This is a genomic window from Pseudomonas sp. MWU12-3088 (assembly GCF_023242405.1).
Classification (GTDB): Bacteria; Pseudomonadota; Gammaproteobacteria; order Pseudomonadales; family Pseudomonadaceae; genus Aquipseudomonas; species Aquipseudomonas kribbensis.
On record NZ_JALJEA010000018.1, the window covers coordinates 18,984 to 44,368 of the forward strand.

Genomic DNA, 25,385 nt, shown 5'->3' on the forward strand with positions numbered 1-25,385 from the left:
CATTAAGTAGGGGTTGCGTCGCATGTGTGGCATCGTCGGTATCGTCGGTAAGTCGAACGTCAATCAGGCGCTGTATGACGCGCTAACCGTGCTCCAGCACCGCGGCCAGGACGCTGCCGGTATCGTGACCAGCCATGATGGCCGGTTGTTCTTGCGCAAGGACAATGGCCTGGTGCGTGACGTGTTCCAGCAGCGTCACATGCAGCGCCTGGTCGGCCACATGGGTATCGGCCACGTCCGTTACCCGACTGCCGGCAGCTCGACCTCGGCCGAGGCCCAGCCATTCTACGTCAACTCGCCGTACGGCATCACCCTGGCGCACAACGGCAACCTGACCAACGTTGAACAGTTGGCCAAAGAAATCTACGAATCCGATCTGCGTCACGTCAACACCAGTTCCGACTCGGAAGTGTTGCTCAACGTGTTCGCCCACGAACTGGCCCAGCGCGGCAAGCTGCAACCGACCGAAGAAGACGTGTTTGCCGCCGTGACCGACGTGCACAACCGTTGTGTCGGTGGTTACGCCGTCGTGGCGATGGTGACCGGTTACGGCATCGTCGGTTTCCGTGACCCGCACGGCATCCGTCCGATCGTGTTCGGCCAGCGTCACACCGACGAAGGCGTCGAGTACATGATCGCGTCCGAAAGCGTTTCCCTCGACGTACTCGGCTTCACCCTGATTCGCGACCTGGCGCCGGGCGAAGCGGTCTACATCACTGAAGACGGCAAGCTGCACACCCGTCAGTGCGCGACCAACCCGTCCCTGACCCCGTGCATCTTCGAACACGTCTACCTGGCGCGTCCGGACTCGATCATCGACGGCGTGTCGGTCTACAAGGCCCGTCTGCGCATGGGTGAGAAACTGGCCGAGAAGATCCTGCGCGAGCGTCCAGAGCACGACATCGACGTGGTCATCCCGATTCCGGACACCAGTCGCACTGCGGCACTGGAACTGGCGAATCACCTGGGTGTGAAATTCCGCGAAGGCTTCGTCAAAAACCGTTACATCGGTCGTACTTTCATCATGCCCGGCCAGGCCGCGCGCAAGAAATCGGTACGCCAGAAGCTCAACGCCATCGAGCTGGAGTTCCGCGGCAAGAACGTGATGCTGGTGGACGACTCGATCGTTCGCGGTACCACCTGCAAGCAGATCATCCAGATGGCTCGCGAAGCTGGCGCGAAAAACGTCTACTTCTGCTCGGCCGCCCCTGCGGTGCGCTTCCCGAACGTGTACGGCATCGACATGCCGAGCGCTCACGAGCTGATCGCACACAATCGTTCGACTCAGGATGTCGCTGACCTGATCGGCGCTGACTGGCTGATCTATCAGGACCTGCCTGACTTGATCGAAGCGGTCGGCGGCGGCAAGATCAAGATCGAAAACTTCGACTGCGCAGTGTTCGACGGCAAGTACGTCACCGGCGACGTCGACGAGGCTTACCTGAACAAGATCGAACAGGCACGCAACGATGCCTCGAAGGTCAAGACCCAGGCGGTCAGTGCGATCATTGATCTGTACAACAACTGAGTTTCAACCGGCCCTTAGGGGCCGGTTTTGTATCTGGCAAAAGACTTTTATTTATCGAGAACAGGGCAAGGAGTGACAGCATGAGTCAGGAATGGGATGCCGGTCGGCTGGACAGCGACCTCGAAGGCGTAGCGTTCGATACCCTGGCCGTACGTGCCGGTCAGCACCGTACGCCGGAAGGCGAGCACGGTGATCCGATGTTCTTCACTTCCAGCTACGTGTTCCGTACCGCCGCCGACGCCGCTGCGCGGTTTGCCGGGGAAGTGCCGGGCAACGTTTACTCGCGTTATACCAATCCGACCGTTCGCTCGTTCGAAGAGCGCATTGCTGCGCTGGAAGGTGCCGAGCAGGCCGTAGCGACGGCGACTGGCATGGCCGCGATCATGGCGGTGGTGATGAGCCTGTGCAGCGCCGGCGATCATGTGCTGGTGTCGCGCAGCGTATTCGGTTCGACCATCAGTCTGTTCGAGAAGTACTTCAAGCGCTTCGGTGTGGAAGTCGACTACGTGCCGCTGGCTGATCTGTCGGCCTGGGATGCGGCGATCAAGTCCAACACCAAGTTGCTGTTCGTCGAGTCGCCGTCCAATCCGCTGGCTGAGCTGGTGGATATCACCGCGCTGTCGGAAATCGCTCACGCCAAGGGCGCGATGCTGGTGGTCGACAACTGCTTCTGCACGCCGGCGTTGCAGCAGCCGCTGAAGTTGGGCGCAGACATCGTTGTGCATTCGGCCACTAAGTTCATCGATGGCCAGGGCCGTTGCATGGGCGGCGTGGTTGCCGGTCGCAGCGAGCAGATGAAAGAAATCGTCGGCTTCCTGCGTACCGCCGGGCCAACCCTGAGCCCGTTCAACGCCTGGATCTTCCTCAAGGGTCTGGAAACCCTGAATCTGCGGATGAAGGCGCACTGTGCCAACGCCCAGCAACTTGCCGAATGGCTGGAGCAGCAGGATGGCATCGAGAAGGTGCATTACGCCGGTCTCAAGAGTCATCCGCAGCACGAACTGGCCCAGCGTCAACAGAAGGGCTTTGGTGCGGTGGTCAGCTTCGAGGTGAAGGGCGGCAAAGAGGGCGCCTGGCGCTTTATCGATGCGACCCGGTTGATTTCGATCACCGCCAACCTGGGTGACAGCAAGACCACCATCACTCACCCGAGTACCACGTCCCACGGCCGTCTGGCGCCGCAGGAGCGTGAAGCGGCGGGGATTCGTGACAGCCTGATCCGCATCGCGGTCGGCCTGGAAGACGTCGCTGACCTGCAAGCCGACCTGGCGCTCGGTCTGGCGGCGTTGTGATCGAGTTGTCCACACCAAATACGGGCATCCATGGCCGCGTTGCGCTGGTTACGGGGGCCGCTCGCGGTATCGGTCTGGGGATCGCAGCGTGGCTGATCAGCGAAGGCTGGCAAGTGGTGCTGACGGACCTGGACCGGGCGCGTGGTTCCAAAGTGGCGAAAGTGCTGGGTGAAAATGCCTGGTTTATCGCCATGGACGTGGCGGATGAAAGCCAGGTGGCGCTCGGTGTCGCGGAAGTATTGGGGCAGTTCGGTCGTCTGGATGCATTGGTGTGTAACGCGGCGGTGGCCGATCCGCACAACATCACTCTGGAAAGCCTGGATCTGGCCTACTGGAACCGGGTGCTGGCGGTGAATCTCGGCGGGCCGATGTTGCTGGCCAAGCACTGTGCGCCGTATCTGCGGGCGCACAATGGGGCAATCGTCAATCTGGCCTCGACCCGGGCGGCGCAGTCAGAACCCGATACCGAAGCCTATGCGGCGAGCAAGGGCGGCTTGCTGGCGTTGACTCATGCGCTGGCAATCAGCCTCGGGCCGGAGATTCGCGTCAATGCGGTCAGCCCGGGCTGGATCGACGCGCGGGATCCTTCCGCACGGCGTGCCGAACCACTGACTGATACCGATCATGCCCAGCATCCGGCAGGCAGGGTAGGGACGGTTGAGGATGTGGCGGCGATGGTGGCGTGGCTGCTGTCGAAGAATGCAGGGTTTGTGACGGGGCAGGAATTCGTGGTCGACGGCGGTATGACCAAGAAGATGATCTACTCGGAATGACATGTTTTTGTCTTTTTGAGAAAAACTTCAATCCTGCTATTGACTTAGGTTCGCTACCTGCGTAAATTTCGCGGCCTCGGAGATGCAAACGGGTGATTAGCTCAGCTGGGAGAGCGTCTGCCTTACAAGCAGAATGTCGGCGGTTCGATCCCGTCATCACCCACCACTCCCGAGAGACTTGCGAAAGCAAGAGGTAGGCTGAAAGTGCCTCCACCGACGCGCAGCGGTAGTTCAGTCGGTTAGAATACCGGCCTGTCACGCCGGGGGTCGCGGGTTCGAGTCCCGTCCGCTGCGCCATATTTAACGAGTCAGGCACTGTCTGGTTCGCGATTGAAAAGCACCGAAGCTTTCAGTCAAACGAGTTACTTGAGCGTCAGCTCAAAGCGATACGCAGCGGTAGTTCAGTCGGTTAGAATACCGGCCTGTCACGCCGGGGGTCGCGGGTTCGAGTCCCGTCCGCTGCGCCATATCTGTTTCAAGGACCACTGAACGCCTTGAAACACCGAAAGCAACCGTTGGTTGATTCGGAGTCGATAGCAAAGACCCTGGTCGAAAGACCGGGGTTTTTTGTGTCTGAAATTTGACCTTTCCCAAATTCCTCCTCCAGTTGCCTCGCGACGACTGCACGTTGTCCGCGCGGCAATATCCTCTGCGTCATCGGGTCGCTGCGATGCAATGCCACATTGATTTTTGATTCTTTAGTCAGATTTTTGTAACTGGTTGTTTGCTGCGAGCGCAGAAACCTTTAAAGTTAACCTTTCGGTCAGCTTTGCACTGTCATCACGCCCTTTGTTTAGCCAAAAAGGGCTTCTGCAAGACTCGAGATTCCCAGTAGATAACCAGAAGGGCGGATCCATAACCGCCCAGAGGATGATCCATGTCCAACCGTGAAATATCCCGGCGCTCGTTCCTTCAGGGCGGGCTGGTGGCGGGTGTGAGCGTTACGCTCACTCCGCTCAGCAGTCAGGCGCTGGCTGCCTTGATGGAAAACAGCGTGACCGTGCCGTCCGAGCAGTGGCTCGGCAACAACGGCAAGGCGCGCCAGCGTAACGATGCCTTGTCCAAGGTCTGCGGCAGCAAAGTGTTTGCCCGTGACATCCGTTCCAAGGACATGCCGGGCTGGCCCCAGCAGCAAGGCCACGCCATGTTGCTGAAAACCATCAAGGCCGATCGCATCTACGACGGCTACGACCTGTCGTGGCTTGGCGCCGATCTGCAGCCTGACCGCATCGTCACCGCGGCCGATCTGGACAAGGACGGCATCGTATTCCCGGAAGAGCACGCTCCGGATCCATTGCTGCCGGAAGGCAAGGTGCCGATGTTCATCGGTCATCCGGTCGCGATCCTGATCTGGAACGACTTCGAGCGTTTCCGTCAGGCCAAGAACAAACTCAAATTCAATGACAAAGCGATTCGTTACGGTGCAAAAGTACCGTTCTACGAAGGCGATCCCTATGGCAGTTTCCGCTACGTGCGCGTCGGTGGCCCGACCTCGGCGGACGAAGACGAGTTCGCCAGCCTCAAGGACTCGATCCTGTTCCCGATGCTGAAGAACCGTCGCCCGGTGTGGAATTCCCAGCCGAACCTGCACGGCAACCTGACCGAGCGCGGTCTGTTCTACGCCGACCGCATGAAGAAAGAGATCGACACGCCGCCGGACAACTGGCTGGTGTTCGACGAGCGCTACAAGACCCCGTCGATCGAACCTGCCGCGATGGAGCCGGACAACGGCAACGGCTGGTACGACCCTGCGACCAAAACCCTGCATTTCGTCGTCGCCACCCAGTGCCCGCTGGAAGCCGCCACCGAGACCGCAAAAATGATCTCGCCGTCGCGCTTCGGCTTGGCGAACCTGAACATGCATCCGGGTTACACCGTCGGTTACGGTTCCAAGGACCACAACATTTTCGTCTACTACGCGGCCCTGGCAGCGTTGTACGGCGCAGGTGTGCCGATTCGCCTGGCCAACGACCGCTACGAGCAGTTCCAGAGCGGCATCAAGCGCCACCCGTTCGACATCCGCTACCAGTTGGCAGTGGACAAGACCGATCACAGCTTCAAGATCTTCCGCGCCGAAATGAGCGTCGACGGTGGTGGCCGGATCAACTACAGCCCGTCGGTGGCTGCGGTTGGTGCAACAGCAGCTCAGTCGATTTACTACATGCCGCAGAACGATCTGCAAGTTACCGCTTACCACTCCCGTGGGGTTGAAGCGGGTTCGATGCGCGGCTACGGTACGCTGCAGAGCATGGCTTCCACCGAAATGATGGTCGATGAAATCGCCGATCGCCTCGGTGTCGATGCCATCGACCTGCGTCGCAAGAACGCGCTGCGTTCGGGGATGAAAAACACCCAGGGCGCGATCCCGGCCGGTGCACTGCGCCTGCACGAGATTCTCGACAAGGCTTCGCTGCACGAAGTCTGGAAGAGCCGCGACGCGATCAAGAAACAGCGCGAATCAGCGGATCCGGACAACTGGTACGGCGTCGGTTTCGCCATTTGCCAGAAAGACTTCGGCACCGGTTCCGAAGCGCCGATGGCCAGCATCGAATTCACCGCTGAAGGGCGCATTTCCCTGCGTCACATCGGCATCGAGATCGGCACCGGCATGTCCACTTCGCAAGCCCTGGTGGTCGCCGATTTCCTCGGCAGCCCGGCGCACGACGTGAAGACCGGCGAAACCGAATGGAAGGAAATGCAGCTGGTCACCGCCGGCAACCCTTACATCATGAGCCAGGCCGAGCAGGACAACTTCCTGCGCAACCCGCGCTGGGTCGGCAAGCTGGCGTCGGCCTCGTCGGCAACCAACTCCGCCTACTACTTCAGCCACGCCACCCGTGAAGCGGCGCGCGTGCTGTTCAACCACGGTCTGTGGCCGGCAGCGCTGGAGATCTGGCGTCAGGGTCCATACGGTGGCCAGGCCAACCCTTACGTCGTACGTCGCGAAGATGCGCATTGGGTCGACGGCAAACTGACGGCCAACGGCATGCAGCCGCTGAGTTTCGAAGAACTGGCCAAGCGCGCTCACGAGCGCGGTCTGGTCACGGCTGCCACGGTTCACGGCTTCAACCGCTGGAGCTGGGCAGAAGCCGAATACAGCATCGACGGCGTGCGCGAGCGTCTGCCGCTCGACGGTCTGGCCGTGAAGTACGGTGACGGCGCCCCGAAAGCCAAGAAAGCGCAAATGACCAGCGACGGTTTCCACCTGCTGGATCGGCAGAACATCGCCTATCCGGTGGTTCAGCTGAACAACGCTGCTGTGACCTACTACAGCCCGGTCGCAACGCTGGTCGAGTTGAAGGTCAACAAAGGTTCGGCAGAAGTCGAAGTGCTCAACCATCACTCGTGGCTGGAATGCGGTCGGGTGCTGGTCGAAGAACTGGTTCGTGGCCAGCTCGAAGGCGGGATCGCCATGGGCATCGGTCACGCCTTGATGGAAGAGATGCCGCTGTACGAAGGCGGGCCGGGGGAGGGGGACTGGAACTTCAACCGTTATCGCCTGCCGATGGCGCGCCATGTGGCGGTGTGGAAGCAGACGTCGGAAATCCTGCCGCCGCTGTCGCCAAGCGATCCGTCCAAAGGCATCGCCGAAGTGGTGATGATCCCGGTGGTTGGCGCCATCGGCAACGCCGTGGCCCACGCCATCGGCAAACGTGTCCGCGATCTTCCAATCACTGCTGCGCGCATCAAGGAGGCCCTCAATGGCTAACCGTCCGCTTCAACTGACCCTCAACGGTCAATCCGTCGGCCCGGTGGACATCCCTGATGACCTGCCGATGATCGATTACCTGCACGAATACAAGAACCTCACCGGTTCGCGCCTGGGCTGCGGCCAGGGCATCTGCCACGCCTGTGTGGTGATCGTCGACAACCCGGACGGCACCAGCGAAGAAGTGCGCACCTGCATCACCGGCGCGCATTACTTCGAGGGCAAGAAAGTCCGCACCATCGAAGGCCATGCCAAGCGTGACGAGCAGGGACAGGTCACCGAGCTGAACCCGATCCAGCAGCGTTTCGTCGATGAGTTTGCCTTCCAGTGCAGCTACTGCGCGCCAGGCTTCGTCAACGCCGCGACCGTGCTGGTGGAAAAGCTGCAACGCCAGCCGATCGTCAAAAGCAAACTGGAACAAGTCATCGAGGACAGCCTCGGCCATCACATCTGCCGTTGCACCGGGTACGTGCGTTACTACAACGCCACCCGCAACGTGCTGACCGATCTCGGCCTGGTCAAGGAGGGTTAAGCATGAAGCGTTTATTGACCCGCCTGACCCTGGCGGTCGGGTTTGCCGTGCCTGTTCTGGCGGTTCATGCGGATGATCAGGTCAAGCGCGGCGAATACCTCGCCCGCGCCGCCGACTGCATGGCTTGCCACACAGCTCCGGGCGGCGCACCGTTTGCCGGTGGCCTGCCGATCGTGTCGCCGTTCGGCACGATCTACGGCACTAACATCACCCCGAGCAAAGAGCACGGCATCGGTTTGTACAGCGATGACGACTTCTTCGCTGCACTCACCGAAGGCAAGCGTCGTGACGGCGCCAATCTGTACCCGGCGATGCCGTACACCTCGTATCACCTGATGCCGCGTGCGGATTCGGATGCGATTCACGCGTATCTGAAAACCATCGAACCGATTGAGCGCGCCGCGCCGGTGACGAGCCTGAGCTTCCCGTTCAACGTGCGTCCGGGCCTGATCGGCTGGAACATGATGTACGGCAAAGCCTTGAAGCTGGAGCCGGCCGAAGGCAAAAGTGACGCCTGGAAGCGCGGCCAGTACATGGTCGAAGTGCTGGGGCACTGCGGCGAATGCCACACGCCACGCGGCTTGCCGGGCGCGATGCAACTGGACAAGCGCCTGACCGGCGGCATCCTCAACGGCTATCTGGCACCGAGCCTGCTGGCAACGGATCTGGCAGCGCGCGGCTGGAATCAACAGGACCTGAGCACGTTCCTCAAGCACGGCATGAGTGCCCAGGGCACGATGTTCAACGAGATGTTCCCGGTATTCCACAACAGCACCCAGGGCCTGAATGATCCGGATCTGGCAGCGATGGCAACCTTCCTGCTCGGCGACAAGCCGCCGGCAGCGAAAGAGCTGACCGACGTGCCAGTGGAGAAGCTCAGTGCCAGCGCCCAGCGCGGCCGTCAGGAATACTTGAACGTCTGCGCCGGCTGTCACGCGGCCGGTGGCGAAGGCAAACCGCACATTGCGGTAGCCATGCGCGGCAATACCACGCTGCGCCTGGAAGATCCGCGCAATCTGGTTCGAGTGATCGAGGACGGTATCGGCGAGCAGAAATTCGCCGGATTCGAACACATGCAGCCGATGCCGGGTTTTGCCGACAAGCTCAGTGCTGAACAGTTGACCGATCTGCTGAACTACCTGCGTCAGGGTTGGGGTGGTCAATCTGCTGAACTGGCGGTGGGCGACGTGCAGAAGCTGCAGGCTGATGCCCCGTCCATCGAGCACAAGGCGCACTGATCATGCAGCATCTCGATCTGCAGGTTGTGCGTCGGGCGCTGGAATGGTCGACGGCGGGACAGCGCATCTGGCTTTGTACCGTGCTGACGACCTACGGCTCGGCGCCTCGTGCGCCGGGTTCGCTGCTGGCGGTGAACGATGACGGGCAGTGGATCGGGTCGCTGTCCGGTGGTTGCGTTGAGGAAGATTTTCTCGAGCGCGTCGCCGAAGGTGCATTTCTCGATGCAATCAACGTCGTGCGTTATGGCGAAGGTGACGATCCGCGTTCGCGGGTCAGCCTGCCCTGTGGCGGCATTCTCGATGTGCTGGTAGAGAAATTTGACGCCGGTTGCGATGTGCAGGCGCATCTGCGTGAACTCGAATCGGCGTTGCTTGGGCAGCGCCGCTTGATTCGCGAGGTCGATCTGGCCACGGGCGCGCGCAGCCTGTTTGCGGATCGCGAGCAGGGTGCGCGGATCGAGCGTGAAATCGATCGCGTGCGGATCCGCATCGGTGCTGCTCAGCGTTTGTTGCTGGCCGGCTATTCCAGTGTGGCGCAGGCCTGTGCGGAGTTCGCGGTCGGTCTCGGCTTCGAAGTGATTCTCTGCGACCCGCGTGACGAGGTGCTGGAAGGCGTGGTGCTCAATGGCGTGGAGATTCGCCGGCAACTGCCGTCAGTGTTCATCGCCGAGGGTGGCTGTCACCGTGATACGGCGGTGGTGGCGTTGACCCACGATCCGCGTATCGACGATCTGGCGATGATGGAAGCGGTGCGCACCGAGGCGTTCTACATCGGCGTGATGGGGTCGTTACAGACGTCGCAGAAGCGCTTTGAGCGTTTGCGTCGGATTGGCGGTCTGGGGGAAAGCGAGCTGGCGCGGATTCATGCGCCGATCGGTCTTAACCTTGGCAGCAAGACACCGTCGGAAATCGCTTTGGCAGTGCTCGCGGATATCCTGCGGATTCGTAGCGGGATTGCACGAGATCAGCTGTGATTGATGCTGAATGTAAAAAGGGCCGCTTTTCAGCGGCCCTTTTTTTGCGCGTCAGAAACCGAGCTTGTCGCGCAGTCCGTAATACCACGCGCCCAGCGCGGCAAACGGTGTGCGCAGCAGTTGCCCGCCGGGGAACGGGTAGTGCGGCAGGTCGGCAAACGCATCGAAGCGCTCGGCCTGGCCGCGCAGCGCCTCGGCCAGCACCTTGCCGGCGAGGTGCGTGTAGGTCACGCCGTGGCCGCTGCAGCCCTGGGAATAATAGATGTTGTCGCCCAGGCGCCCGACCTGAGGCAGACGCGACAGGGTCAGCAGGAAATTGCCGGTCCAGGCGTAGTCGATCTTCATGTCCTTGAGTTGCGGGAAGGCCTTGAGCATTTTCGGGCGGATGATCGCCTCGATATTCGCCGGATCCCGCGCGCCGTACACCACGCCGCCGCCGAAGATCAGGCGTTTGTCGCCAGTGAGGCGGTAGTAGTCGAGCAAGTAGTTACAGTCCTCGACGCAGTAGTCCTGTGGCAGCAGGGATTTTGCCAGCTCATCGCCGAGCGGTTCGGTGGTGATGACCTGCGTGCCGCACGGCATCGACTTGGCTGCCAGTTCCGGCACCAGATTGCCCAAGTAGGCGTTGCCGGCAACGATGATGAATTTGGCCCTGACTTTGCCCTGCGGTGTATGCACGACCGGGTTGGCGCCGCGTTCGATGCGCACGGCCGGTGACTGTTCATAGATGGTGCCGCCCAGAGATTCCACGGCAGCGGCTTCGCCAAGTGCCAGATTAAGAGGGTGGATGTGACCGCCGCTCATGTCGAGCATGCCGCCGACGTATTGATCGCAGGCGACCACTTCACGGATGCGGCGCTGATCCAGTAGCTCGAGCTGGGTGTGTCCGAAACGCTCCCACAGGCGCTTCTGTGATTCCAGGTGGCCCATCTGCTTGGCCGACAGGGCCGCGAATACGCCACCGTCCTTCAAGTCGCACTGGATATCATATTTGGCGACTCGCTCGCGAATGATCCGGCCGCCCTCGAACGCCATTTGCCCGAGCAACTGAGCCTGCTTCGGGCCGACGCTGCGTTCGATCACGTCGATGTCACGGCTGTAGCTGTTGACGATTTGCCCGCCGTTGCGTCCTGAAGCGCCGAAGCCGACTTTGGCGGCTTCCAGCACGGTCACGCGAAAACCGTTCTCCAGCAGGAACAGGGCCGAGGAAAGACCCGTATAACCAGCGCCGATCACACAGACATCCGTCTCCACGTCATCCTGCAGGGCAGGGCGTGGCGGTACGGCGTTGGCCGACGCAGCGTAATAAGACTCTGGGTAAGGGGTGTTCGCCATCCTGCAGCCTCTGTTTAATATATTTTACGAGTGCGACGATCCTACCCGAGTTGAAAAACCTCCGCCAGCCACCGGGAAATCTTCTTGCGATGGGTCGAAATTAAATATTTTGCATATTCATAGGGTTAGGTGAAAAAAAGGTGTTGACACCCCTCCGGAATTCCGTAGAATGCCGCCTCACAGCAGGCACGTAGCTCAGTTGGTTAGAGCACCACCTTGACATGGTGGGGGTCGTTGGTTCGAGTCCAATCGCGCCTACCAAACAAAATCCGCTCTGCTGGGCGGTCTGGAAGGGCTCACCGAAAGGTGGGCCATTTTTTGTTGTCTGCGATTTCTAAGGCCCGGCCTTGAAGCGTCAACTCGATTCATGATGGCTACACTCCGGCGAATGTCAGCTGTGGGGGAGGGAGTGCGTGAATCGCCAAGTCAGACGAGCCATCACGGGCGATATCGAAAGCCTGTTGAAGATTGATCCTGTCGCCGGAAGAGATGACAGCCGCCGAAAATACATTGCGAGGGCTGTCCGGGCGGGGGAGTGTTGGGTTGTCTACGAGAAGAACGATCCTGGTGCTCCTATCGGCTACGGTTGCCTGGATCGAAGTTTTTTTGGCGAATGGTTTATTCCTCTCGTGGTCGTCTCCAGTGAAATCAGGCGTTCCGGTGCAGGCCGGCAAATCGTGAGTTATATGGAGTGTCACTCCTCGGCAGAAAAGATCTTTACCTCGACCAATGTGTCCAATTTGCCGATGCGACGGCTTTTGGAGGGGCTTGGTTATCAACACAGCGGACGGGTGGAGAATCTGGATCCGGGCGATCCTGAGCTCGTTTTCGTGAAGTTCTTGAGTTAAGCGCGTGCCGCCGTTCGTCGCCGAAAACCTTGGCGTCCATTTAAAAAGTGTGGATATTTAAGGGGTTACGGTTTTTTTTAACTGGCCGGTTATCAAAAATACGTTGTTACACACTGAGAAAATCAGTAATATCCGCCCCGCGTTCACCACCACGGTTTATGCATTTTTAAATCCCAAGCTTCCATCAGCTGCTTGGGATTTTTTTTGCCTGCGATTTACCCCTCCTCACGCATTTGTCCTGTCGTCTTTCTCAACCTGCGCTGCCTTTCAGATCGGCATCGGGCAAGTCCATATTTTTTCGACTACTACTGTCTGGCCGATTTTCATCTCAGTCTGACGGGAGTTCATCAATGCTGGTTCATTGGTTTCTGGCTGCAGTTCACTTGCTGGCATTTGCCCTGGGTTTCTGGGCCGTGCTGACGCGCGGAACAGCTTTCAGCCGCCTGGCGGCCGGGGCGGGCGAGGTTCGGCGGGTTTTGCTCGCTGACAATCTATGGGGGTTATCTGCGCTGGTGCTGCTGGTTACGGGTGGCATGCGAGCTTTTGGCGGTTACGAAAAGGGCACCGATTACTATCTGCATCAGCCGCTGTTCCATTTGAAGATGACGCTGTTTGTGCTGATTCTGCTTCTGGAGCTTGCGCCGATGATTACATTGATCAAGTGGCGGATAGGTCTGGCGCGGGGAAATTCCCTCGAGACAGGGCGAGCGAAGATGTTTGCACGAATCAGTCATGCCGAGGCGTTGTTGCTGGTTCTGATGGTGATAGCGGCCACCGGGATGGCGCGTGGGGTGACGTTCGGCTAGGCGGGCGCAATTCCCGGCTTTGATTCGGAAACGTCCGACAGCCAGCCATTGAAATGATGGTTAGTATCGGTGGCGAGGAAGGGGGAGGGAGTTGCAGCAGGAGGGAAAATAGCCTGCGCCGTCACCAATGAGGTGGGGGGATGGCAATACGGCGCTCGGATCTTTAGCCAGTCATTACGCGAAGGTGAACAGACTGGCTACTGACTGCGAAAGGGCTCAGGGGGTTTGTGGCTTGTCCGGTGCGGTCAGGCCAGCCTGGATGCGCTGATAAATCTCTTCGCGGTGTACGGCAACGTTCTTTGGAGCGTTGATGCCGATGCGAACCTGTTGGCCGCTTACGCCGAGGATGGTGATCGTAATGTCATCACCAATGTTTATGCTTTCACCGACTTTGCGGGTGAGTATCAGCATGGTCTTCTCCTTGATTGCTTTGTAGGGCACCTGATTCAGACAGTGCAGAGGTCGGTGGTACGTATAGATTAGTGCGAAGTCTCACGGTTTGGGTGCCTCTTTCTGACGCGCAGATGCGGCATTAATTCCCAGCGCGTAACTATACAGGTGCGGCAATCATCAATCTCGTAGTTTTGTGCCCATTTTGCTGGGCTCTGAAAGTATTCGCGAATGTTAAGATCCCCCCTTTCGAGAATTCAGAGGGAAGCGTTGTGCGCAAATTGGTCTGGTTGGTCGCAGCACTGGCATTGGCGGGATGTGGTGAAGGCAAGAGTGTAGATGCTCAAAAGTCAAAATCGGTAGCGGTGGCAGCGCCGGCAGCCGTGTCCGGTCCGCAATGGGATCTGGAAGTGCGGGGCGAAACGCCTCAAGCCGTCAGTGATCTGAGCGGCTGGTTGATCGAGCATGCGTTTATCGCCAATGTCATCAAGGATGCCAGCGGAAAAACCCGGATCCTGCTGGGGCCATTCAATTCCAAAGCTGAAGCCGAAGCGAAACAGGCTGATGTGAATGCGGCGCTGATCAAGGCGAAAAAACAGAATATCGAGACGCTCGTGATCGAGCGTACCGCAGCACAGTAAAGATTCCTTTCGGCGGGGCTGACTAAAGGGTGTCCGGTGTGATTCGTTTTTAAAGGCGTCACCGAAGATACTCAGAAGGAGCTCCGCATGGCCTCCGCCAGTCCCTACAAGTTGTTCGACGTTGTTTTACGACACAAGCATCAGCTGAGTCCGCACCTCATGCGGATTACCCTCGCCAGCGAGGCTGTTGCCGAGATGGCAACGTGGGCGCCTGATCAGCGCGTCAAACTGTTTTTCCCGGCCGCGGACGGTTCGCCAGCCCGGCTCTCTCAGAGTGAGGGTTGGTACGCTCGTTTCCGCTCAATGCTGGCGGATCGACGCCCGGCGATGCGCACCTACACCATTCGCCACTTGCGTGCCGATCGGGGCGAAGTCGACATCGACTTTGTACTGCATGGCGAAACCGGGCCGGCTTCTCGCTGGGCTCTTCGAGCGCGGCCGGGCGAGTCGATGCAGATTCTGGCGCCCGATAGCCGGTTTTCGGCCGAGGAGGCGGGTGGTTTTGAATGGAAGCCGCCTCAAACCCTTCAACAACTCTTGTTGGTCGCCGACTCAACGGCTTTGCCCGCTGCGATGGGGATACTCGATGAACTGGCCGCGCTTGCAGAACCACCCCAGACTCAAGTGTTCTTCGAGGTCGACAGTGCTCAGGACATGCTCGCAGTCCCGGACTGGCCCGGCCTGTCGGTACAGTGGTTGATTCGAGAGCAGGAGGGAGCGGCGGTTGCCGGGACGCTGATGGTGGAGGCGGTGCGGAAGGCTGCGCTACCTGTCGACGCATCGACGGTCAATCAGGCGGTAGAACTGGCCGACGTCGATATCGATCAGGAGATCCTCTGGGAAATCGCCGAAACCGCCACTGACGGTTTTTATGGCTGGATTGCCGGTGAGTCTGCGGCGGTCATGAATTTGCGCCGATACCTGATCAAGGAGCGCGGTATCCCGCGAGATGCGCTCAATCTGATGGGCTACTGGCGATACAACAAGCCCGGCGGCTGACCACAAAAAAGGCCTCGAGCTTGAAACGCGAGGCCTTTTCTATTGCGTGATTGATTAGCCACAGGCTTTCATGTTCACCGGCCCGACAAACTCATTGCCGCGCCCCATCACGCACGCCACGCTTTGATTGCGCTGACGCTCCCAGTCTTGCACCGGGTACGTCTTGTCCCACGCTTCATACAGTTGGCGATCCTGCTTCGACAGGCGCAAGCCGTATTGCTTGCTCATGTAGAAATAGGTGCGGGCGATCATGCCGCGAATCGAAGGGCGGGGCATGACCTTCTTCGCCTTGAAGTCGACTTGGGTCAGGCAGGAGCCATATTGACCCTTTTCGACCGGTAGCCAGCCATAGCTGAAGTTGCTGCGATCACCGTTGACCTCGCCGATGCTCGGGACCAGATTGTGCAGGTCGGCTTCAGCTTTCTGGTAGCTCGGGTCATAACGCGTGCAGTTCTTGCGTCCACCTTCCTGCCAGCACTGGCGCTGATGGCCGAACTCCCAGGCCGGGACGATGTGCTCCCATTCAATGCGGGCGGCGCGCTTGGCATTTTTACGCGGTACATAACCGCAAGCCGCCAGGTCGACCTTGTTTCCCGTGTATTTGCACCCGCAATAAAACTCGGTGGATTGTGGTGCGTACAGCTTCCAGGCGACCTTCTTGGCCTCGGTGAATGTGCGGGGTGCGCCAGCCTGGGCACCCAGGGAAATGAGCAGTAAAAGCAAAGCAAAAAAACGGACAATCATTGAGTCAATCTTCCTTCGGTACAACCCAGAAAATCTGCACACCACCATCGTCTCGGTAGGCGAGGGTGACGTTGTCGTTCTCGTCGATCTCTTCCAGCAGGCGCTCCCACTCATCGATCGGTTCATCCGGAAGACGGAAGATCAGAGCGGCTTTGGCTTTTTGTGCGGTGGGGGAGTTGATGATCTTTTGAACGCGCATGCCCATGCGTTCGTAGGCATCGGGAGCGTCAGAGGAAGTGGCCACGAGGTTATCCTTATTAAGCTGTACGTGCATACAGTATTTAACTGTAGGCATTTTCGCAACTGCTTAAAAATCAAGAAAATCCTCTGACAGCGGTTTTCCGGTTTTGATGTGGCTCATCCGAATTTTTTGTGCAGGAAAGAAGCAGGGGCGGTGTAGGTAATTGCACCACCCGCCAGGACAGCGAGTGGTGAGACGGGTGCCCGACCGAGATCTGGCCGGGCGAGGGTGAATCAGTACTCCCAGAACATCCGTTGCAGCTCTTTGCTGTCATTGGTTTTGGTCAGGGCGACCATCGCCAGGATGCGGGCCTTTTGCGGGTTCAGGTCGTGAGCCACGACCCAGTCGTACTTGTCGTCAGGCTGTTCGGCGTTGCGTAGAACGAAGCCGCCGGCATTGACGTGGGAAGAACGAATGATCTGAACGCCATCCTTGCGCAGGGCCTGCAGGGCCGGGACGACGCGAGAAGACACCGAACCATTGCCGGTGCCGGCGTGAATGATGGCTTTGGCGCCGGACTGGGCCAGGGCTTTGTAGGCGGTGTCGCCGACATTACCGTAGGAATAGGCGATTTCTACGTCAGGAAGGCTCTTGATGTTCTTGATATCAAATTCCGAATCCATGGTATGGCGCTTGGCTGGCAAGCGGAACCAGTAGGACTTGCCTTCGACCACCATGCCCAGCGGGCCCCATGGGCTCTTGAACGCTTCGGTCTTGATGTTGATCATTTTGCTGACATCGCGGCCGGACTGGATTTCATCATTCATGGTCACCAGCACACCTTTGCCGTGGGCTTCTTTGCTGCTGGCGACGGCGACGGCGTTGTACAGATTGAGCATGCCGTCTGCCGACATGGCGGTGCCTGGGCGCATCGAGCCGACAACGATGATCGGCTTGTCGGTTTTCTCCACCAGGTTCAGGAAGTAAGCGGTTTCTTCCAGGGTGTCGGTGCCGTGGGTGATGACGATGCCATCGACGTCTTTGCTGTCGGCCAGCTCGGATACGCGGCGACCCAGTTGCAGCAGGTTTTCATTGGTGATGCTTTCCGACGCGATCTGCATGACTTGCTCGCCACGCACGTTCGCCAGTTTGCTCAGCTCGGGAATGCCGGCGATCAATTGCTCGATGCCGACCTTGGCGGCCTGATAGGTAGCGCTGTTGGCCGCACTGGCGCCGGCGCCGGCAATGGTGCCGCCGGTAGCGAGAACCACCACGTTGGCCAGTTTGGCCTGGGTTTCGACTTCTTTTGCCTGAAGGGCGGAGGGCAGGAGCAGCATTAGGGCCAAAGCGCCCGGAACCAATGTCTTGAAAGCAGATTTCATTATTTTTCTCTCTAGTAGTGAGACGGTGCTGATGCAGGTTCATCTAGATACGCCCCGGGCCGATCTGAATGCCAGGGGTGCAGGGAGGGAGCAGGATCTGTACCAGCCGTACTTTGCGTTAGAGAAATGTTTAACCTTATGATTTATATCAATATTTTATGGATTGGTGAGTCCCCGGCCGAATCGCTGATCCGGTATTCCGAACATTGGAGGCTTTCGCGTTCGGCTCTCCGAAAAGGACTACATCTTTTGCAGGACAAGTGAGGTTGCCGGATTTGCATTCTCTGCTAAAGAAAGCATCCCGCAGGCCGATGGGTTTTGAAGGAAACTGGAATTGAGGGAGTTCACATGTCACTGACGATCGGTTTTTCCAACCCCGGAGCTGTCACCATCGGCGGCAAAACCGCAGCTACGATCAATGCGATGAGTGATGCGCAAGCGGATGCTTCTACCGAAGCGCTGGGCGCAGAAAAACCAGAGAGCAATCAGGTCAGGACCGGCGGTCCCGCGCAAGAAGACAGCAAGACCGAAGGGGGTGGCGATAACCTGAGTGTCACCGTCAAGATGCTGCTCAAGCGGATGCAGGAATTACAGAAACAATTGCAGGAGCAGCAGCAACGATTGGCTGCGGCACAAGCTGCGAGCTATCCGACTCCGGAAGCGAAGTCGCAGGCGGTCATGGCCGTTCAGGGCGAGATCGCCGAAACCAGCGGTGCGCTGCTGGAAGTCTCGGCCGCGCTGGTCAAGGAAATGTCGAAAGGTTCTTCCGCCGGTAACGTGGTCAACACCACGGCTTGAACACTTAAGGGGCGAATCTGCGGATTCGCCCTACAATCAATACCGATTTCTGATTGTTGACAAACGTGGGCAGGATTCGCATAGTTCGGTCTACGCAAACGTTTGCGCGGCTTTTCCGAGACCCTGTTGTCTGGAAGATGCCGACGAAGCTTACGCCAGCGCAAGCGTTGCTCACAATAATCATAAGATCGGAGTGAACCCATGAAGCTGCCATTCGCTGGACGTCTTCTCGCTGTCGCCATGCTGGCTGCCGCATCCGCCGCACTGCCTGTCTCTTCGGCTTTCGCCGAGTCCCCCGAAAAACCCAAGGTCGCACTGGTCATGAAGTCTTTGGCCAACGAATTCTTCCTCACCATGGAAGACGGCGCCAAGGCTTATCAGAAAGAACACTCCGCCGATTTCGACCTGATCTCCAACGGGATCAAGGATGAAACCGACACGGCAGGCCAGACCCGCATCGTCGAGCAGATGATCCTGGCGAAGGTCAATGCACTGGTCATCGCGCCTTCTGACTCCAAGGCCATGGTGCCGGTGATCAAGAAGGCCGTCGACGCCGGCATCACCGTGATCAACATCGACAACCAACTCGATCCCGCCGTCATCAAAAGCAAGAATATCTCCGTACCGTTCGTAGGCCCGGACAACCGCAAAGGTGCACGTCTGGTGGGCGAGTACCTGGCCAAGCAACTGAAGGCTGGTGACGAAGTCGGCATCATCGAGGGCGTTTCCACAACGACCAACGCCCAGCAGCGTACCGCTGGCTTCAAGGATGCGATGGAAGCCGCGCAGATCAAGGTGGTTTCCCTGCAGTCCGGCGACTGGGAAATCGACAAGGGCAACAAGGTTGCCGCGTCGATTCTCAGCGAGTACCCGGACGTCAAGGCGTTGCTGGCCGGTAACGACAGCATGGCGGTCGGCGCTGTTTCCGCTGTGCGTGCGGCCGGCAAGGCCGGGCAGGTACAAGTGGTCGGTTACGACAACATCAATGCCATCAAGCCGATGCTGCAGGATGGTCGCGTACTCGCAACGGCTGACCAGTTCGCTGCCAAACAGGCCGTGTTCGGTATCGAGACCGCGCTGAAAATCATCAAGGGCGAGAAAGTCGACAGTGGCGCCAACGGCGTCATCGAAACCCCGATCGAGCTGGTCACCAAAAAGTAGTCCTTCGGCGACACAACGGCGCTCGCCCGTCCGGGCGAGCGCATGGAGAGTTTTTTATGTCAGTTTCCGCCCCGAACGCTGTCCTCTCGGTCAGCGGTATCGGTAAGACCTATGCGCAGCCGGTGCTCACCGGCATCGACTTGACGCTGATGCGCGGTGAAGTGCTGGCACTGACCGGCGAGAACGGTGCCGGTAAAAGTACCCTGTCGAAAATCATCGGTGGTCTGGTGACCCCGACCACCGGGCAGATGCAGTTCCAGGGCAAGGAATACCGCCCTGGTAGCCGTACCCAGGCCGAAGAGCTTGGCGTGCGCATGGTCATGCAAGAACTCAATCTGTTGCCGACTCTTTCGGTGGCGGAAAACCTGTTTCTCGACAACCTGCCAAGCAACGGTGGCTGGATCAGTCGCAAACAGCTTCGCAAGGCTGCCATCGAAGCCATGGCTCAGGTCGGCCTGGATGCCATTGACCCGGACACACTGGTCGGTGAACTGGGTATCGGTCACCAGCAAATGGTCGAGATCGCGCGCAACCTGATCGGCGATTGCCATGTGCTGATTCTCGACGAGCCGACCGCGATGCTCACCGCTCGCGAAGTCGAAATGCTCTTCGAGCAGATCACCCGGCTGCAGGCGCGCGGCGTTGCGATCATTTATATCTCCCACCGCCTCGAAGAGCTGGCCCGAGTCGCACAGCGCATTGCCGTGCTGCGTGACGGCAATCTTGTTTGCGTCGAGCCGATGGCCAATTACAACAGCGAGCAACTGGTCACCCTGATGGTCGGTCGCGAGCTGGGCGAACACATGGACATGGGCCCGCGAAATATCGGTGCTCCTGCGTTGACGGTGAAAGGCCTCACTCGTTCCGACAAGGTTCGCGACGTGTCCTTCGAAGTGCGTGCCGGTGAGATTTTCGGCGTTTCCGGGTTGATCGGGGCAGGGCGCACGGAACTGCTGCGCCTGATTTTCGGCGCCGATCTCGCCGACAGCGGCAGCGTTGCCCTCGGCTCACCGGCGCAGGTGGTGAGTATCCGCTCGCCGGTCGATGCTGTGCGTAACGGCATCGCCCTGATCACGGAAGACCGAAAGGGTGAGGGCCTGCTGCTGAGCCAGTCGATCAGCGCCAACATTGCCCTGGGCAATATGCCGGAGATCTCCAGCGGTGGTTTCGTCAACAATGGCGACGAAATCTCCCTGGCCAAACGGCAGATCGATGCCATGCGCATCCGCAGTTCGAGTCCGACTCAACTGGTGTCCGAACTGTCCGGCGGCAACCAGCAAAAGGTCGTGATCGGCCGCTGGCTGGAGCGCGATTGTTCGGTGTTGCTGTTCGATGAGCCAACTCGCGGTATCGACGTCGGTGCCAAGTTCGACATTTATAACCTGCTGGGTGAGCTGACCCGGCAGGGCAAGGCACTGGTGGTGGTCTCCAGCGACCTGCGCGAGCTGATGCTGATCTGCGACCGCATCGGGGTGTTGTCGGCGGGGCGTCTGATCGACACGTTCGAACGCGACAGCTGGACCCAGGATGACTTGCTTGCCGCCGCGTTCGCCGGCTACCAAAAACGTGATGCGTTGCTCAATGAAGCAGCGCCTAGGGATCTCCCATGAAAACTGCATCTTCTGCCGGTAAACGTAGTGGCAACTTCTACGGTCTGGGCACTTACCTGGGCCTGGCCGGTGCCCTGCTGGCGATGGTTGCGCTGTTCTCGGTCATGAGCAGCCACTTCCTGTCGTACAACACTTTCAGCACCCTGGCCAACCAGATCCCCGACCTGATGGTGTTGGCGGTCGGCATGACCTTCGTACTGATCATTGGCGGGATCGACCTGTCGGTGGGGTCGGTGCTGGCGCTCGCGGCATCGACCGTCAGCGTGGCGATCCTGGGCTGGGGCTGGAGTGTTTTGCCGGCTGCGCTGCTTGGCATGGCAGTGGCGGCGCTGGCTGGTACGGTGACCGGCTCGATCACGGTTGCGTGGCGAATTCCGTCGTTCATCGTTTCGCTCGGTGTGCTGGAAATGGCCAGGGGTCTGGCGTATCAGATGACCGGTTCGCGCACGGCCTACATCGGTGACTCGTTCGCGTGGCTGTCGAACCCGATTGCCTTTGGTATTTCGCCGTCGTTCATCATTGCCCTGCTGGTGATCTTCATTGCTCAAGCGGTGTTGACCCGGACCGTGTTCGGTCGCTACCTGATCGGCATCGGTACCAACGAGGAAGCTGTACGGCTGGCGGGCATCAATCCCAAACCCTATAAGATTCTGGTGTTCAGCCTGATGGGGCTGCTGGCCGGTATCGCGGCGCTGTTCCAGATTTCCCGTCTGGAAGCTGCCGACCCGAATGCCGGTTCAGGCCTTGAGCTGCAAGTGATCGCTGCGGTAGTGATCGGCGGCACCAGCCTGATGGGCGGCCGTGGTTCGGTCATCAGTACGTTCTTCGGGGTTTTGATCATCTCCGTCCTGGCGGCCGGTCTGGCGCAGATCGGCGCAACCGAGCCGACCAAGCGCATCATCACCGGCGCAGTGATCGTCATCGCGGTAGTGCTCGATACGTATCGCAGCCAACGCGCAAGCCGGCGGGGCTGAGACATGGCGACAATCAAGGATGTGGCGGCGCTTGCGGGAATTTCCTACACGACCGTCTCCCATGTTGTGAACAACACCCGGCCGGTAAGCCAGGAAGTGCGGCTGAAAGTCGAGGCGGCGATCAAGAGCCTCGACTACGTGCCAAGCGCTGTTGCCCGATCGCTGAAGGCCAAGACCACTGCCACCATTGGCTTGCTGGTGCCCAACAGCCTTAACCCGTACTTTGCCGAGCTGGCCCGGGGGATCGAGGATTATTGTGAGCGTAATGGCTACTGCGTAATTCTCTGCAACTCCGACGACAATCCGGAAAAGCAGCGCAGCTATTTGCGGGTGTTGCTGGAGAAGCGTATCGATGGCTTGATCGTCGCCTCCGCTGGCGGTGACAGTGGCCTGGTGCAAGGTCTGGCCGGAGTCAAGACGCCGATGGTGATCGTAGACCGGGGGCTGGAAGGGGTGGACGCTGATCTTGTGCGCATCGACCATGAATATGGCGCCTATCTGGCGACAAGGCACCTGATTGAGCTTGGGCATCGTGATATCGCCACGATTGGCGGACCGGCGAGCACCAGTGTTGCGCAAATGCGTCGGGCAGGATTTTGCCGCGCCTTGAAAGAGGCAGGTATTGAAGTGCCGCCATCGCGGATGCTGGAAAGCGATTTCACCAGCACTGGCGGTTACAACGCGGCTGCGGTTTTGCTTGAGGGCAATCCCCCCAGTGCAATCTTTGCCGGCAACGACATGATCGGTATCGGTGTGCTGCGCGCCGCCGCCGAGCGCAATGTGCGCGTACCTGCGCAGTTGTCGGTGATCGGCTTCGACGATATCCAGATGAGCCGTTACGTGTACCCGGCGCTGACCACTGTGGGGCAGTCGATCCTGCAGTTGGGCGAGATGGCGGCGGAAGTGTTGCTGCGAAGAATTGCTACCCCTGATCTGGCTACGGATCAGCGGATCGTGACCCCGAGTATTGTCTTGCGAGAGTCGACTGCGCCGTTGGCTGGCGTGTTTACCGAATATCGCTGAAACCGAATTGATGAGTAGTGATGTATGCCTGCAAATGTCGTGGTAATAGGCAGTCTGAACATGGATCTGGTCACCCGGGCACCTCGTTTGCCCCGGGGTGGCGAGACACTGATCGGACATTCGTTCGCCACTGTGTCAGGTGGCAAGGGTGCCAATCAGGCGGTGGCCGCCGCCCGGTTGGGTGCGCAAGTGTCGATGGTCGGCTGTGTCGGCAATGACGACTACGGCGTGCAATTGCGCGAGGCTTTGCTGGCCGAGCAGATCGATTGTCAGGCGGTCAGCGTGGTCGAGGACTCCAGTGGTGTAGCGCTGATTGTGGTCGATGACAACAGTCAGAACGCTATCGTCATCGTTGCCGGAGCCAACGGTTCGATGACGCCTGCGGTGATCGACCAGTTCGATGCGGTCTTGCAGGCCGCGGATGTGATCATTTGTCAGCTGGAAATTCCCGATGCCACCGTCGGTCATGCGCTCAAGCGCGGTCGTGAACTGGGCAAGACGGTTATCCTGAATCCGGCCCCGGCCAGTCGTCCTTTGCCTGCGGACTGGTTTGCTTCCATCGACTACCTGATTCCCAATGAAAGCGAGGCTGCCGCCCTCAGCGGCTTGCCGGTGGACTCGCTGGAAAGCGCTGAAAAAGCAGCTGCACGGCTGATTTCCATGGGCGCCGGCAACGTGATCGTCACGCTGGGTGCTCAGGGGGCGTTGTTCGCCAACGGCTCGGGTTACCAGCATTTCCCTGCGCCCAAAGTGAAGGCGGTCGATACCACGGCTGCCGGGGACACCTTCGTCGGCGGTTTCGCGGCGGCGCTGGCCGCCGGCAAAACCGAAGTCGAGGCCATTCGTTTTGGTCAGATAGCCGCGGCGCTGTCTGTTACTCGTGCGGGTGCCCAGCCGTCCATTCCCACATCATCCGACGTACAGGCGTTCAAACCCGCATGAAAAAGACTCCATTGCTCAATATCGCGCTGTCTCGGCTGATTGCCTCCCTGGGGCATGGCGACATCGTCGTGATCGGTGATGCCGGCTTGCCCGTGCCACCGGGTGTCGAGTTGATCGATCTCGCGCTGACCCACGGTGTTCCGGATTTCGTCAGCACCCTGAAGATCGTGCTCAGCGAAATGCAGGTGGAAAGTCATGTGCTCGCCCAGGAAATCTTCGACAAACAACCCACTGCGCTGGCCTCGCTGGATGCATTGAATGAAGAAGGTGTACTGGGGCGGCGCGATCTGCTCGGTCATGAGCAATTCAAGGCTCTCAGCCGACAGGCGCGAGCGATTGTCCGTACAGGCGAATGTCAGCCGTACTGCAACATCGTGCTGGTGGCCGGGGTAACGTTTTAACGGGGCTCAGTCCCTTTTCTGATTTCAAATGCACAAGGAATGCGCCATGCACCGCTATGCTCAAAAAATTCACCAACTGATCCGGAGCCTGCTGCTTTTGTCCGTGATAACCGCGACCGGCGCCCAGGCGGCGGAAAAGATCGATCTGATCATCGATACCGATCCAGGTGCCGATGATGTGGTGGCCCTGTTGTTTGCTCTGGCATCGCCGGAGGAGCTGAACATTCGCGCGCTGACCACCGTGGCTGGCAACGTGCGTCTCGACAAGACATCACGCAATGCGCGACTGGCCCGCGAGTGGGCCGGGCGTGAAGAGGTGCCGGTCTACGCCGGTGCACCGAAGCCGTTGATGCGCACACCGATCTACGCCGAGAACATCCATGGCAAGGAAGGCCTGTCGGGTGTCGCCGTGCATGAGCCGAAAAAAGGCCTGGCTGAAGGCAATGCGGTCAACTACCTGATCGACACCCTGAAAAAAGCCAAGCCGCACAGCATCACTATTGCCATGCTGGGGCCGCAAACCAACCTGGCGCTGGCACTGATCCAGGAGCCGGAGATCGTTCAGGGCATCAAGGAAGTGGTCATCATGGGTGGCGCGCACTTCAACGGTGGCAACATCACGCCAGTGGCCGAATTCAACCTGTACGCCGATCCGCAAGCGGCTGAAGTCGTGCTCAAGAGCGGCGTGAAGCTGACTTACCTGCCGCTGGATGTAACCCACAAGATTCTCACCAGCGATGCACGCCTGAAACAGATCGCGGCGCTGAACAACAACGCGAGCAAGATTGTCGGCGATATCCTCAACGAGTACATCAAGGGTGATATGGAACACTACGGTATTCCGGGCGGTCCGGTGCATGACGCCACGGTCGTGGCTTACCTGCTCAAACCAGAACTGTTCACCGGCCGTTCGGTGAACGTGGTGGTTGATAGCCGTGAAGGTCCGACCTTCGGGCAGACCATCGTCGACTGGTATGACGGCCTGAAAGCCCCGAAAAATGCCTTCTGGGTGGAAAACGGTGATGCTCAGGGCTTCTTCGATCTGTTGACCGAACGCCTGAAGCGTCTGAAGTAAGCAACAGGCCCGCAGGTGCCAGCCTGCGG

Annotated in this window: 24 protein-coding genes and 4 tRNA genes; 23 read left to right on the forward strand and 5 right to left on the reverse strand. The window is 59.2% G+C overall.

All coding sequences use genetic code 11. The annotated features are described in order from the left end of the window. The first annotated feature begins 22 nt into the window (after window positions 1-22). The 10 genes from purF (at window position 23) to M5B98_RS27800 (ending at window position 10,046) form a co-directional block, all read left to right on the forward strand. Window positions 23-1,528 (forward strand): amidophosphoribosyltransferase, encoded by a 1,506-nt coding sequence (purF, locus tag M5B98_RS27755; RefSeq protein WP_007956466.1) that lies wholly within the window; start codon window positions 23-25, stop codon window positions 1,526-1,528. Between the two features lie 80 nt (window positions 1,529-1,608). Further along, entirely contained in the window at window positions 1,609-2,820 is a 1,212-nt protein-coding gene (locus M5B98_RS27760; RefSeq protein ID WP_248744602.1) for an O-succinylhomoserine sulfhydrylase, read from the forward strand. Then, window positions 2,817-3,593, forward strand: coding sequence for an SDR family oxidoreductase (locus M5B98_RS27765; protein ID WP_248744603.1), 777 nt, complete (start codon window positions 2,817-2,819; stop codon window positions 3,591-3,593). Before M5B98_RS27760 ends, M5B98_RS27765 begins: the two co-directional genes overlap by 4 nt. A 90-nt stretch (window positions 3,594-3,683) precedes the next feature. Then, window positions 3,684-3,759, forward strand: a tRNA-Val gene (locus M5B98_RS27770). Between the two features lie 54 nt (window positions 3,760-3,813). Then, window positions 3,814-3,890, forward strand: a tRNA-Asp gene (locus tag M5B98_RS27775). 93 nt (window positions 3,891-3,983) lie between these two features. After that, a tRNA-Asp gene (locus M5B98_RS27780) sits at window positions 3,984-4,060 on the forward strand. A 410-nt stretch (window positions 4,061-4,470) separates the two neighbouring features. Then, window positions 4,471-7,302 carry a xanthine dehydrogenase family protein molybdopterin-binding subunit gene (locus M5B98_RS27785; protein WP_248744604.1) on the forward strand — a complete coding sequence of 944 codons (2,832 nt, stop codon included), beginning with the start codon at window positions 4,471-4,473 and terminating at the stop codon, window positions 7,300-7,302. Continuing rightward, window positions 7,295-7,834 (forward strand): (2Fe-2S)-binding protein, encoded by a 540-nt coding sequence (locus M5B98_RS27790; protein WP_039771584.1) that lies wholly within the window; start codon window positions 7,295-7,297, stop codon window positions 7,832-7,834. The genes M5B98_RS27785 and M5B98_RS27790 overlap by 8 nt, the downstream gene beginning before the upstream one ends. A gap of 2 nt (window positions 7,835-7,836) precedes the next feature. Beyond that, window positions 7,837-9,072: a c-type cytochrome gene (locus tag M5B98_RS27795; RefSeq protein WP_248744605.1), complete on the forward strand. Its 1,236-nt coding sequence runs from the start codon at window positions 7,837-7,839 to the stop codon at window positions 9,070-9,072. A gap of 2 nt (window positions 9,073-9,074) precedes the next feature. Next, window positions 9,075-10,046: an XdhC family protein gene (locus tag M5B98_RS27800; RefSeq protein ID WP_248744606.1), complete on the forward strand. Its 972-nt coding sequence runs from the start codon at window positions 9,075-9,077 to the stop codon at window positions 10,044-10,046. A 51-nt stretch (window positions 10,047-10,097) separates the two neighbouring features. On the opposite strand, the gene M5B98_RS27805 is transcribed toward M5B98_RS27800, so the two are convergent. Then, window positions 10,098-11,381, reverse strand: a complete 1,284-nt coding sequence (locus M5B98_RS27805; protein WP_248744607.1) for an NAD(P)/FAD-dependent oxidoreductase — start codon at window positions 11,379-11,381, stop codon at window positions 10,098-10,100. 184 nt (window positions 11,382-11,565) lie between these two features. Here M5B98_RS27805 and M5B98_RS27810 point away from each other — a divergent pair. The 3 genes from M5B98_RS27810 (at window position 11,566) to M5B98_RS27820 (ending at window position 13,035) form a co-directional block, all read left to right on the forward strand. Continuing rightward, a tRNA-Val gene (locus M5B98_RS27810) sits at window positions 11,566-11,642 on the forward strand. Window positions 11,643-11,794: 152 nt separating this feature from the next. Then, the gene (locus M5B98_RS27815; RefSeq protein WP_248744608.1) at window positions 11,795-12,229 is read left to right on the forward strand and encodes a GNAT family N-acetyltransferase; all 435 of its coding nucleotides are present in this window, start codon (window positions 11,795-11,797) and stop codon (window positions 12,227-12,229) included. A gap of 350 nt (window positions 12,230-12,579) precedes the next feature. Further along, the gene (locus tag M5B98_RS27820; RefSeq protein WP_248744609.1) at window positions 12,580-13,035 is read left to right on the forward strand and encodes a DUF2214 family protein; all 456 of its coding nucleotides are present in this window, start codon (window positions 12,580-12,582) and stop codon (window positions 13,033-13,035) included. 216 nt (window positions 13,036-13,251) lie between these two features. Here M5B98_RS27820 and csrA read toward each other — a convergent pair whose 3' ends face one another. Next, window positions 13,252-13,446, reverse strand: a complete 195-nt coding sequence (gene csrA, locus M5B98_RS27825) for a carbon storage regulator CsrA (RefSeq protein ID WP_003179932.1) — start codon at window positions 13,444-13,446, stop codon at window positions 13,252-13,254. A 251-nt stretch (window positions 13,447-13,697) separates the two neighbouring features. On the opposite strand from csrA, the gene M5B98_RS27830 reads away from it, so the two are divergent. Together M5B98_RS27830 and M5B98_RS27835 are read left to right on the forward strand one after the other, a co-directional pair. Continuing rightward, entirely contained in the window at window positions 13,698-14,066 is a 369-nt protein-coding gene (locus tag M5B98_RS27830) for an SPOR domain-containing protein (protein ID WP_248744610.1), read from the forward strand. Window positions 14,067-14,153: 87 nt separating this feature from the next. Beyond that, window positions 14,154-15,065, forward strand: coding sequence for a siderophore-interacting protein (locus M5B98_RS27835; RefSeq protein ID WP_248744611.1), 912 nt, complete (start codon window positions 14,154-14,156; stop codon window positions 15,063-15,065). Window positions 15,066-15,119: 54 nt separating this feature from the next. Here M5B98_RS27835 and M5B98_RS27840 read toward each other — a convergent pair whose 3' ends face one another. The 3 genes from M5B98_RS27840 to M5B98_RS27850 all read right to left on the reverse strand — a co-directional run bounded on the left by M5B98_RS27840 (window position 15,120) and on the right by M5B98_RS27850 (window position 17,372). Further along, window positions 15,120-15,809, reverse strand: coding sequence for an endonuclease (locus M5B98_RS27840; RefSeq protein ID WP_248744612.1), 690 nt, complete (start codon window positions 15,807-15,809; stop codon window positions 15,120-15,122). 4 nt (window positions 15,810-15,813) lie between these two features. Continuing rightward, window positions 15,814-16,104 (reverse strand): DUF1654 domain-containing protein, encoded by a 291-nt coding sequence (locus M5B98_RS27845; RefSeq protein WP_119427440.1) that lies wholly within the window; start codon window positions 16,102-16,104, stop codon window positions 15,814-15,816. 179 nt (window positions 16,105-16,283) lie between these two features. Next, window positions 16,284-17,372: an asparaginase gene (locus M5B98_RS27850; protein WP_248744613.1), complete on the reverse strand. Its 1,089-nt coding sequence runs from the start codon at window positions 17,370-17,372 to the stop codon at window positions 16,284-16,286. Between the two features lie 348 nt (window positions 17,373-17,720). Between M5B98_RS27850 and M5B98_RS27855 the strand changes: the two genes are divergently transcribed. The 8 genes from M5B98_RS27855 (at window position 17,721) to M5B98_RS27890 (ending at window position 25,356) form a co-directional block, all read left to right on the forward strand. After that, the gene (locus M5B98_RS27855; protein ID WP_085712020.1) at window positions 17,721-18,170 is read left to right on the forward strand and encodes a hypothetical protein; all 450 of its coding nucleotides are present in this window, start codon (window positions 17,721-17,723) and stop codon (window positions 18,168-18,170) included. A gap of 201 nt (window positions 18,171-18,371) precedes the next feature. After that, window positions 18,372-19,331 carry a sugar ABC transporter substrate-binding protein gene (locus M5B98_RS27860; RefSeq protein ID WP_248744614.1) on the forward strand — a complete coding sequence of 320 codons (960 nt, stop codon included), beginning with the start codon at window positions 18,372-18,374 and terminating at the stop codon, window positions 19,329-19,331. 56 nt (window positions 19,332-19,387) lie between these two features. Continuing rightward, window positions 19,388-20,941: a sugar ABC transporter ATP-binding protein gene (locus tag M5B98_RS27865; protein WP_085712022.1), complete on the forward strand. Its 1,554-nt coding sequence runs from the start codon at window positions 19,388-19,390 to the stop codon at window positions 20,939-20,941. Further along, window positions 20,938-21,915 carry an ABC transporter permease gene (locus tag M5B98_RS27870; RefSeq protein ID WP_025111208.1) on the forward strand — a complete coding sequence of 326 codons (978 nt, stop codon included), beginning with the start codon at window positions 20,938-20,940 and terminating at the stop codon, window positions 21,913-21,915. Before M5B98_RS27865 ends, M5B98_RS27870 begins: the two co-directional genes overlap by 4 nt. Before the next feature lie 3 nt (window positions 21,916-21,918). Beyond that, the gene (locus tag M5B98_RS27875) at window positions 21,919-22,938 is read left to right on the forward strand and encodes a LacI family DNA-binding transcriptional regulator (protein WP_248744615.1); all 1,020 of its coding nucleotides are present in this window, start codon (window positions 21,919-21,921) and stop codon (window positions 22,936-22,938) included. Between the two features lie 24 nt (window positions 22,939-22,962). Beyond that, window positions 22,963-23,880 (forward strand): ribokinase, encoded by a 918-nt coding sequence (gene rbsK / locus M5B98_RS27880; RefSeq protein WP_248744616.1) that lies wholly within the window; start codon window positions 22,963-22,965, stop codon window positions 23,878-23,880. After that, the gene (gene rbsD / locus M5B98_RS27885; RefSeq protein WP_248744617.1) at window positions 23,877-24,281 is read left to right on the forward strand and encodes a D-ribose pyranase; all 405 of its coding nucleotides are present in this window, start codon (window positions 23,877-23,879) and stop codon (window positions 24,279-24,281) included. The genes rbsK and rbsD overlap by 4 nt, the downstream gene beginning before the upstream one ends. 46 nt (window positions 24,282-24,327) lie before the next feature. Further along, window positions 24,328-25,356 carry a nucleoside hydrolase gene (locus M5B98_RS27890; protein ID WP_248744618.1) on the forward strand — a complete coding sequence of 343 codons (1,029 nt, stop codon included), beginning with the start codon at window positions 24,328-24,330 and terminating at the stop codon, window positions 25,354-25,356. Window positions 25,357-25,385 lie beyond the last annotated feature (29 nt).

What these genes read in the sequence shown, in the direction of transcription:
- purF (WP_007956466.1), top strand. Translation starts at nt 23, where the DNA reads ATGTGTGGCATCGTCGGTATCGTCGGTAAGTCGAACGTCAATCAGGCG.
- M5B98_RS27760 (WP_248744602.1), top strand. Translation starts at nt 1,609, where the DNA reads ATGAGTCAGGAATGGGATGCCGGTCGGCTGGACAGCGACCTCGAAGGC.
- M5B98_RS27785 (WP_248744604.1), top strand. Translation starts at nt 4,471, where the DNA reads ATGTCCAACCGTGAAATATCCCGGCGCTCGTTCCTTCAGGGCGGGCTG.
- M5B98_RS27790 (WP_039771584.1), top strand. Translation starts at nt 7,295, where the DNA reads ATGGCTAACCGTCCGCTTCAACTGACCCTCAACGGTCAATCCGTCGGC.
- M5B98_RS27795 (WP_248744605.1), top strand. Translation starts at nt 7,837, where the DNA reads ATGAAGCGTTTATTGACCCGCCTGACCCTGGCGGTCGGGTTTGCCGTG.
- M5B98_RS27800 (WP_248744606.1), top strand. Translation starts at nt 9,075, where the DNA reads ATGCAGCATCTCGATCTGCAGGTTGTGCGTCGGGCGCTGGAATGGTCG.
- M5B98_RS27805 (WP_248744607.1), bottom strand. Translation starts at nt 11,381, where the DNA reads ATGGCGAACACCCCTTACCCAGAGTCTTATTACGCTGCGTCGGCCAAC.
- M5B98_RS27820 (WP_248744609.1), top strand. Translation starts at nt 12,580, where the DNA reads ATGCTGGTTCATTGGTTTCTGGCTGCAGTTCACTTGCTGGCATTTGCC.
- csrA (WP_003179932.1), bottom strand. Translation starts at nt 13,446, where the DNA reads ATGCTGATACTCACCCGCAAAGTCGGTGAAAGCATAAACATTGGTGAT.
- M5B98_RS27835 (WP_248744611.1), top strand. Translation starts at nt 14,154, where the DNA reads ATGGCCTCCGCCAGTCCCTACAAGTTGTTCGACGTTGTTTTACGACAC.
- M5B98_RS27840 (WP_248744612.1), bottom strand. Translation starts at nt 15,809, where the DNA reads ATGATTGTCCGTTTTTTTGCTTTGCTTTTACTGCTCATTTCCCTGGGT.
- M5B98_RS27845 (WP_119427440.1), bottom strand. Translation starts at nt 16,104, where the DNA reads ATGCCTACAGTTAAATACTGTATGCACGTACAGCTTAATAAGGATAAC.
- M5B98_RS27850 (WP_248744613.1), bottom strand. Translation starts at nt 17,372, where the DNA reads ATGAAATCTGCTTTCAAGACATTGGTTCCGGGCGCTTTGGCCCTAATG.
- M5B98_RS27855 (WP_085712020.1), top strand. Translation starts at nt 17,721, where the DNA reads ATGTCACTGACGATCGGTTTTTCCAACCCCGGAGCTGTCACCATCGGC.
- M5B98_RS27860 (WP_248744614.1), top strand. Translation starts at nt 18,372, where the DNA reads ATGAAGCTGCCATTCGCTGGACGTCTTCTCGCTGTCGCCATGCTGGCT.
- M5B98_RS27865 (WP_085712022.1), top strand. Translation starts at nt 19,388, where the DNA reads ATGTCAGTTTCCGCCCCGAACGCTGTCCTCTCGGTCAGCGGTATCGGT.
- M5B98_RS27870 (WP_025111208.1), top strand. Translation starts at nt 20,938, where the DNA reads ATGAAAACTGCATCTTCTGCCGGTAAACGTAGTGGCAACTTCTACGGT.
- M5B98_RS27875 (WP_248744615.1), top strand. Translation starts at nt 21,919, where the DNA reads ATGGCGACAATCAAGGATGTGGCGGCGCTTGCGGGAATTTCCTACACG.
- rbsK (WP_248744616.1), top strand. Translation starts at nt 22,963, where the DNA reads ATGCCTGCAAATGTCGTGGTAATAGGCAGTCTGAACATGGATCTGGTC.
- rbsD (WP_248744617.1), top strand. Translation starts at nt 23,877, where the DNA reads ATGAAAAAGACTCCATTGCTCAATATCGCGCTGTCTCGGCTGATTGCC.
- M5B98_RS27890 (WP_248744618.1), top strand. Translation starts at nt 24,328, where the DNA reads ATGCACCGCTATGCTCAAAAAATTCACCAACTGATCCGGAGCCTGCTG.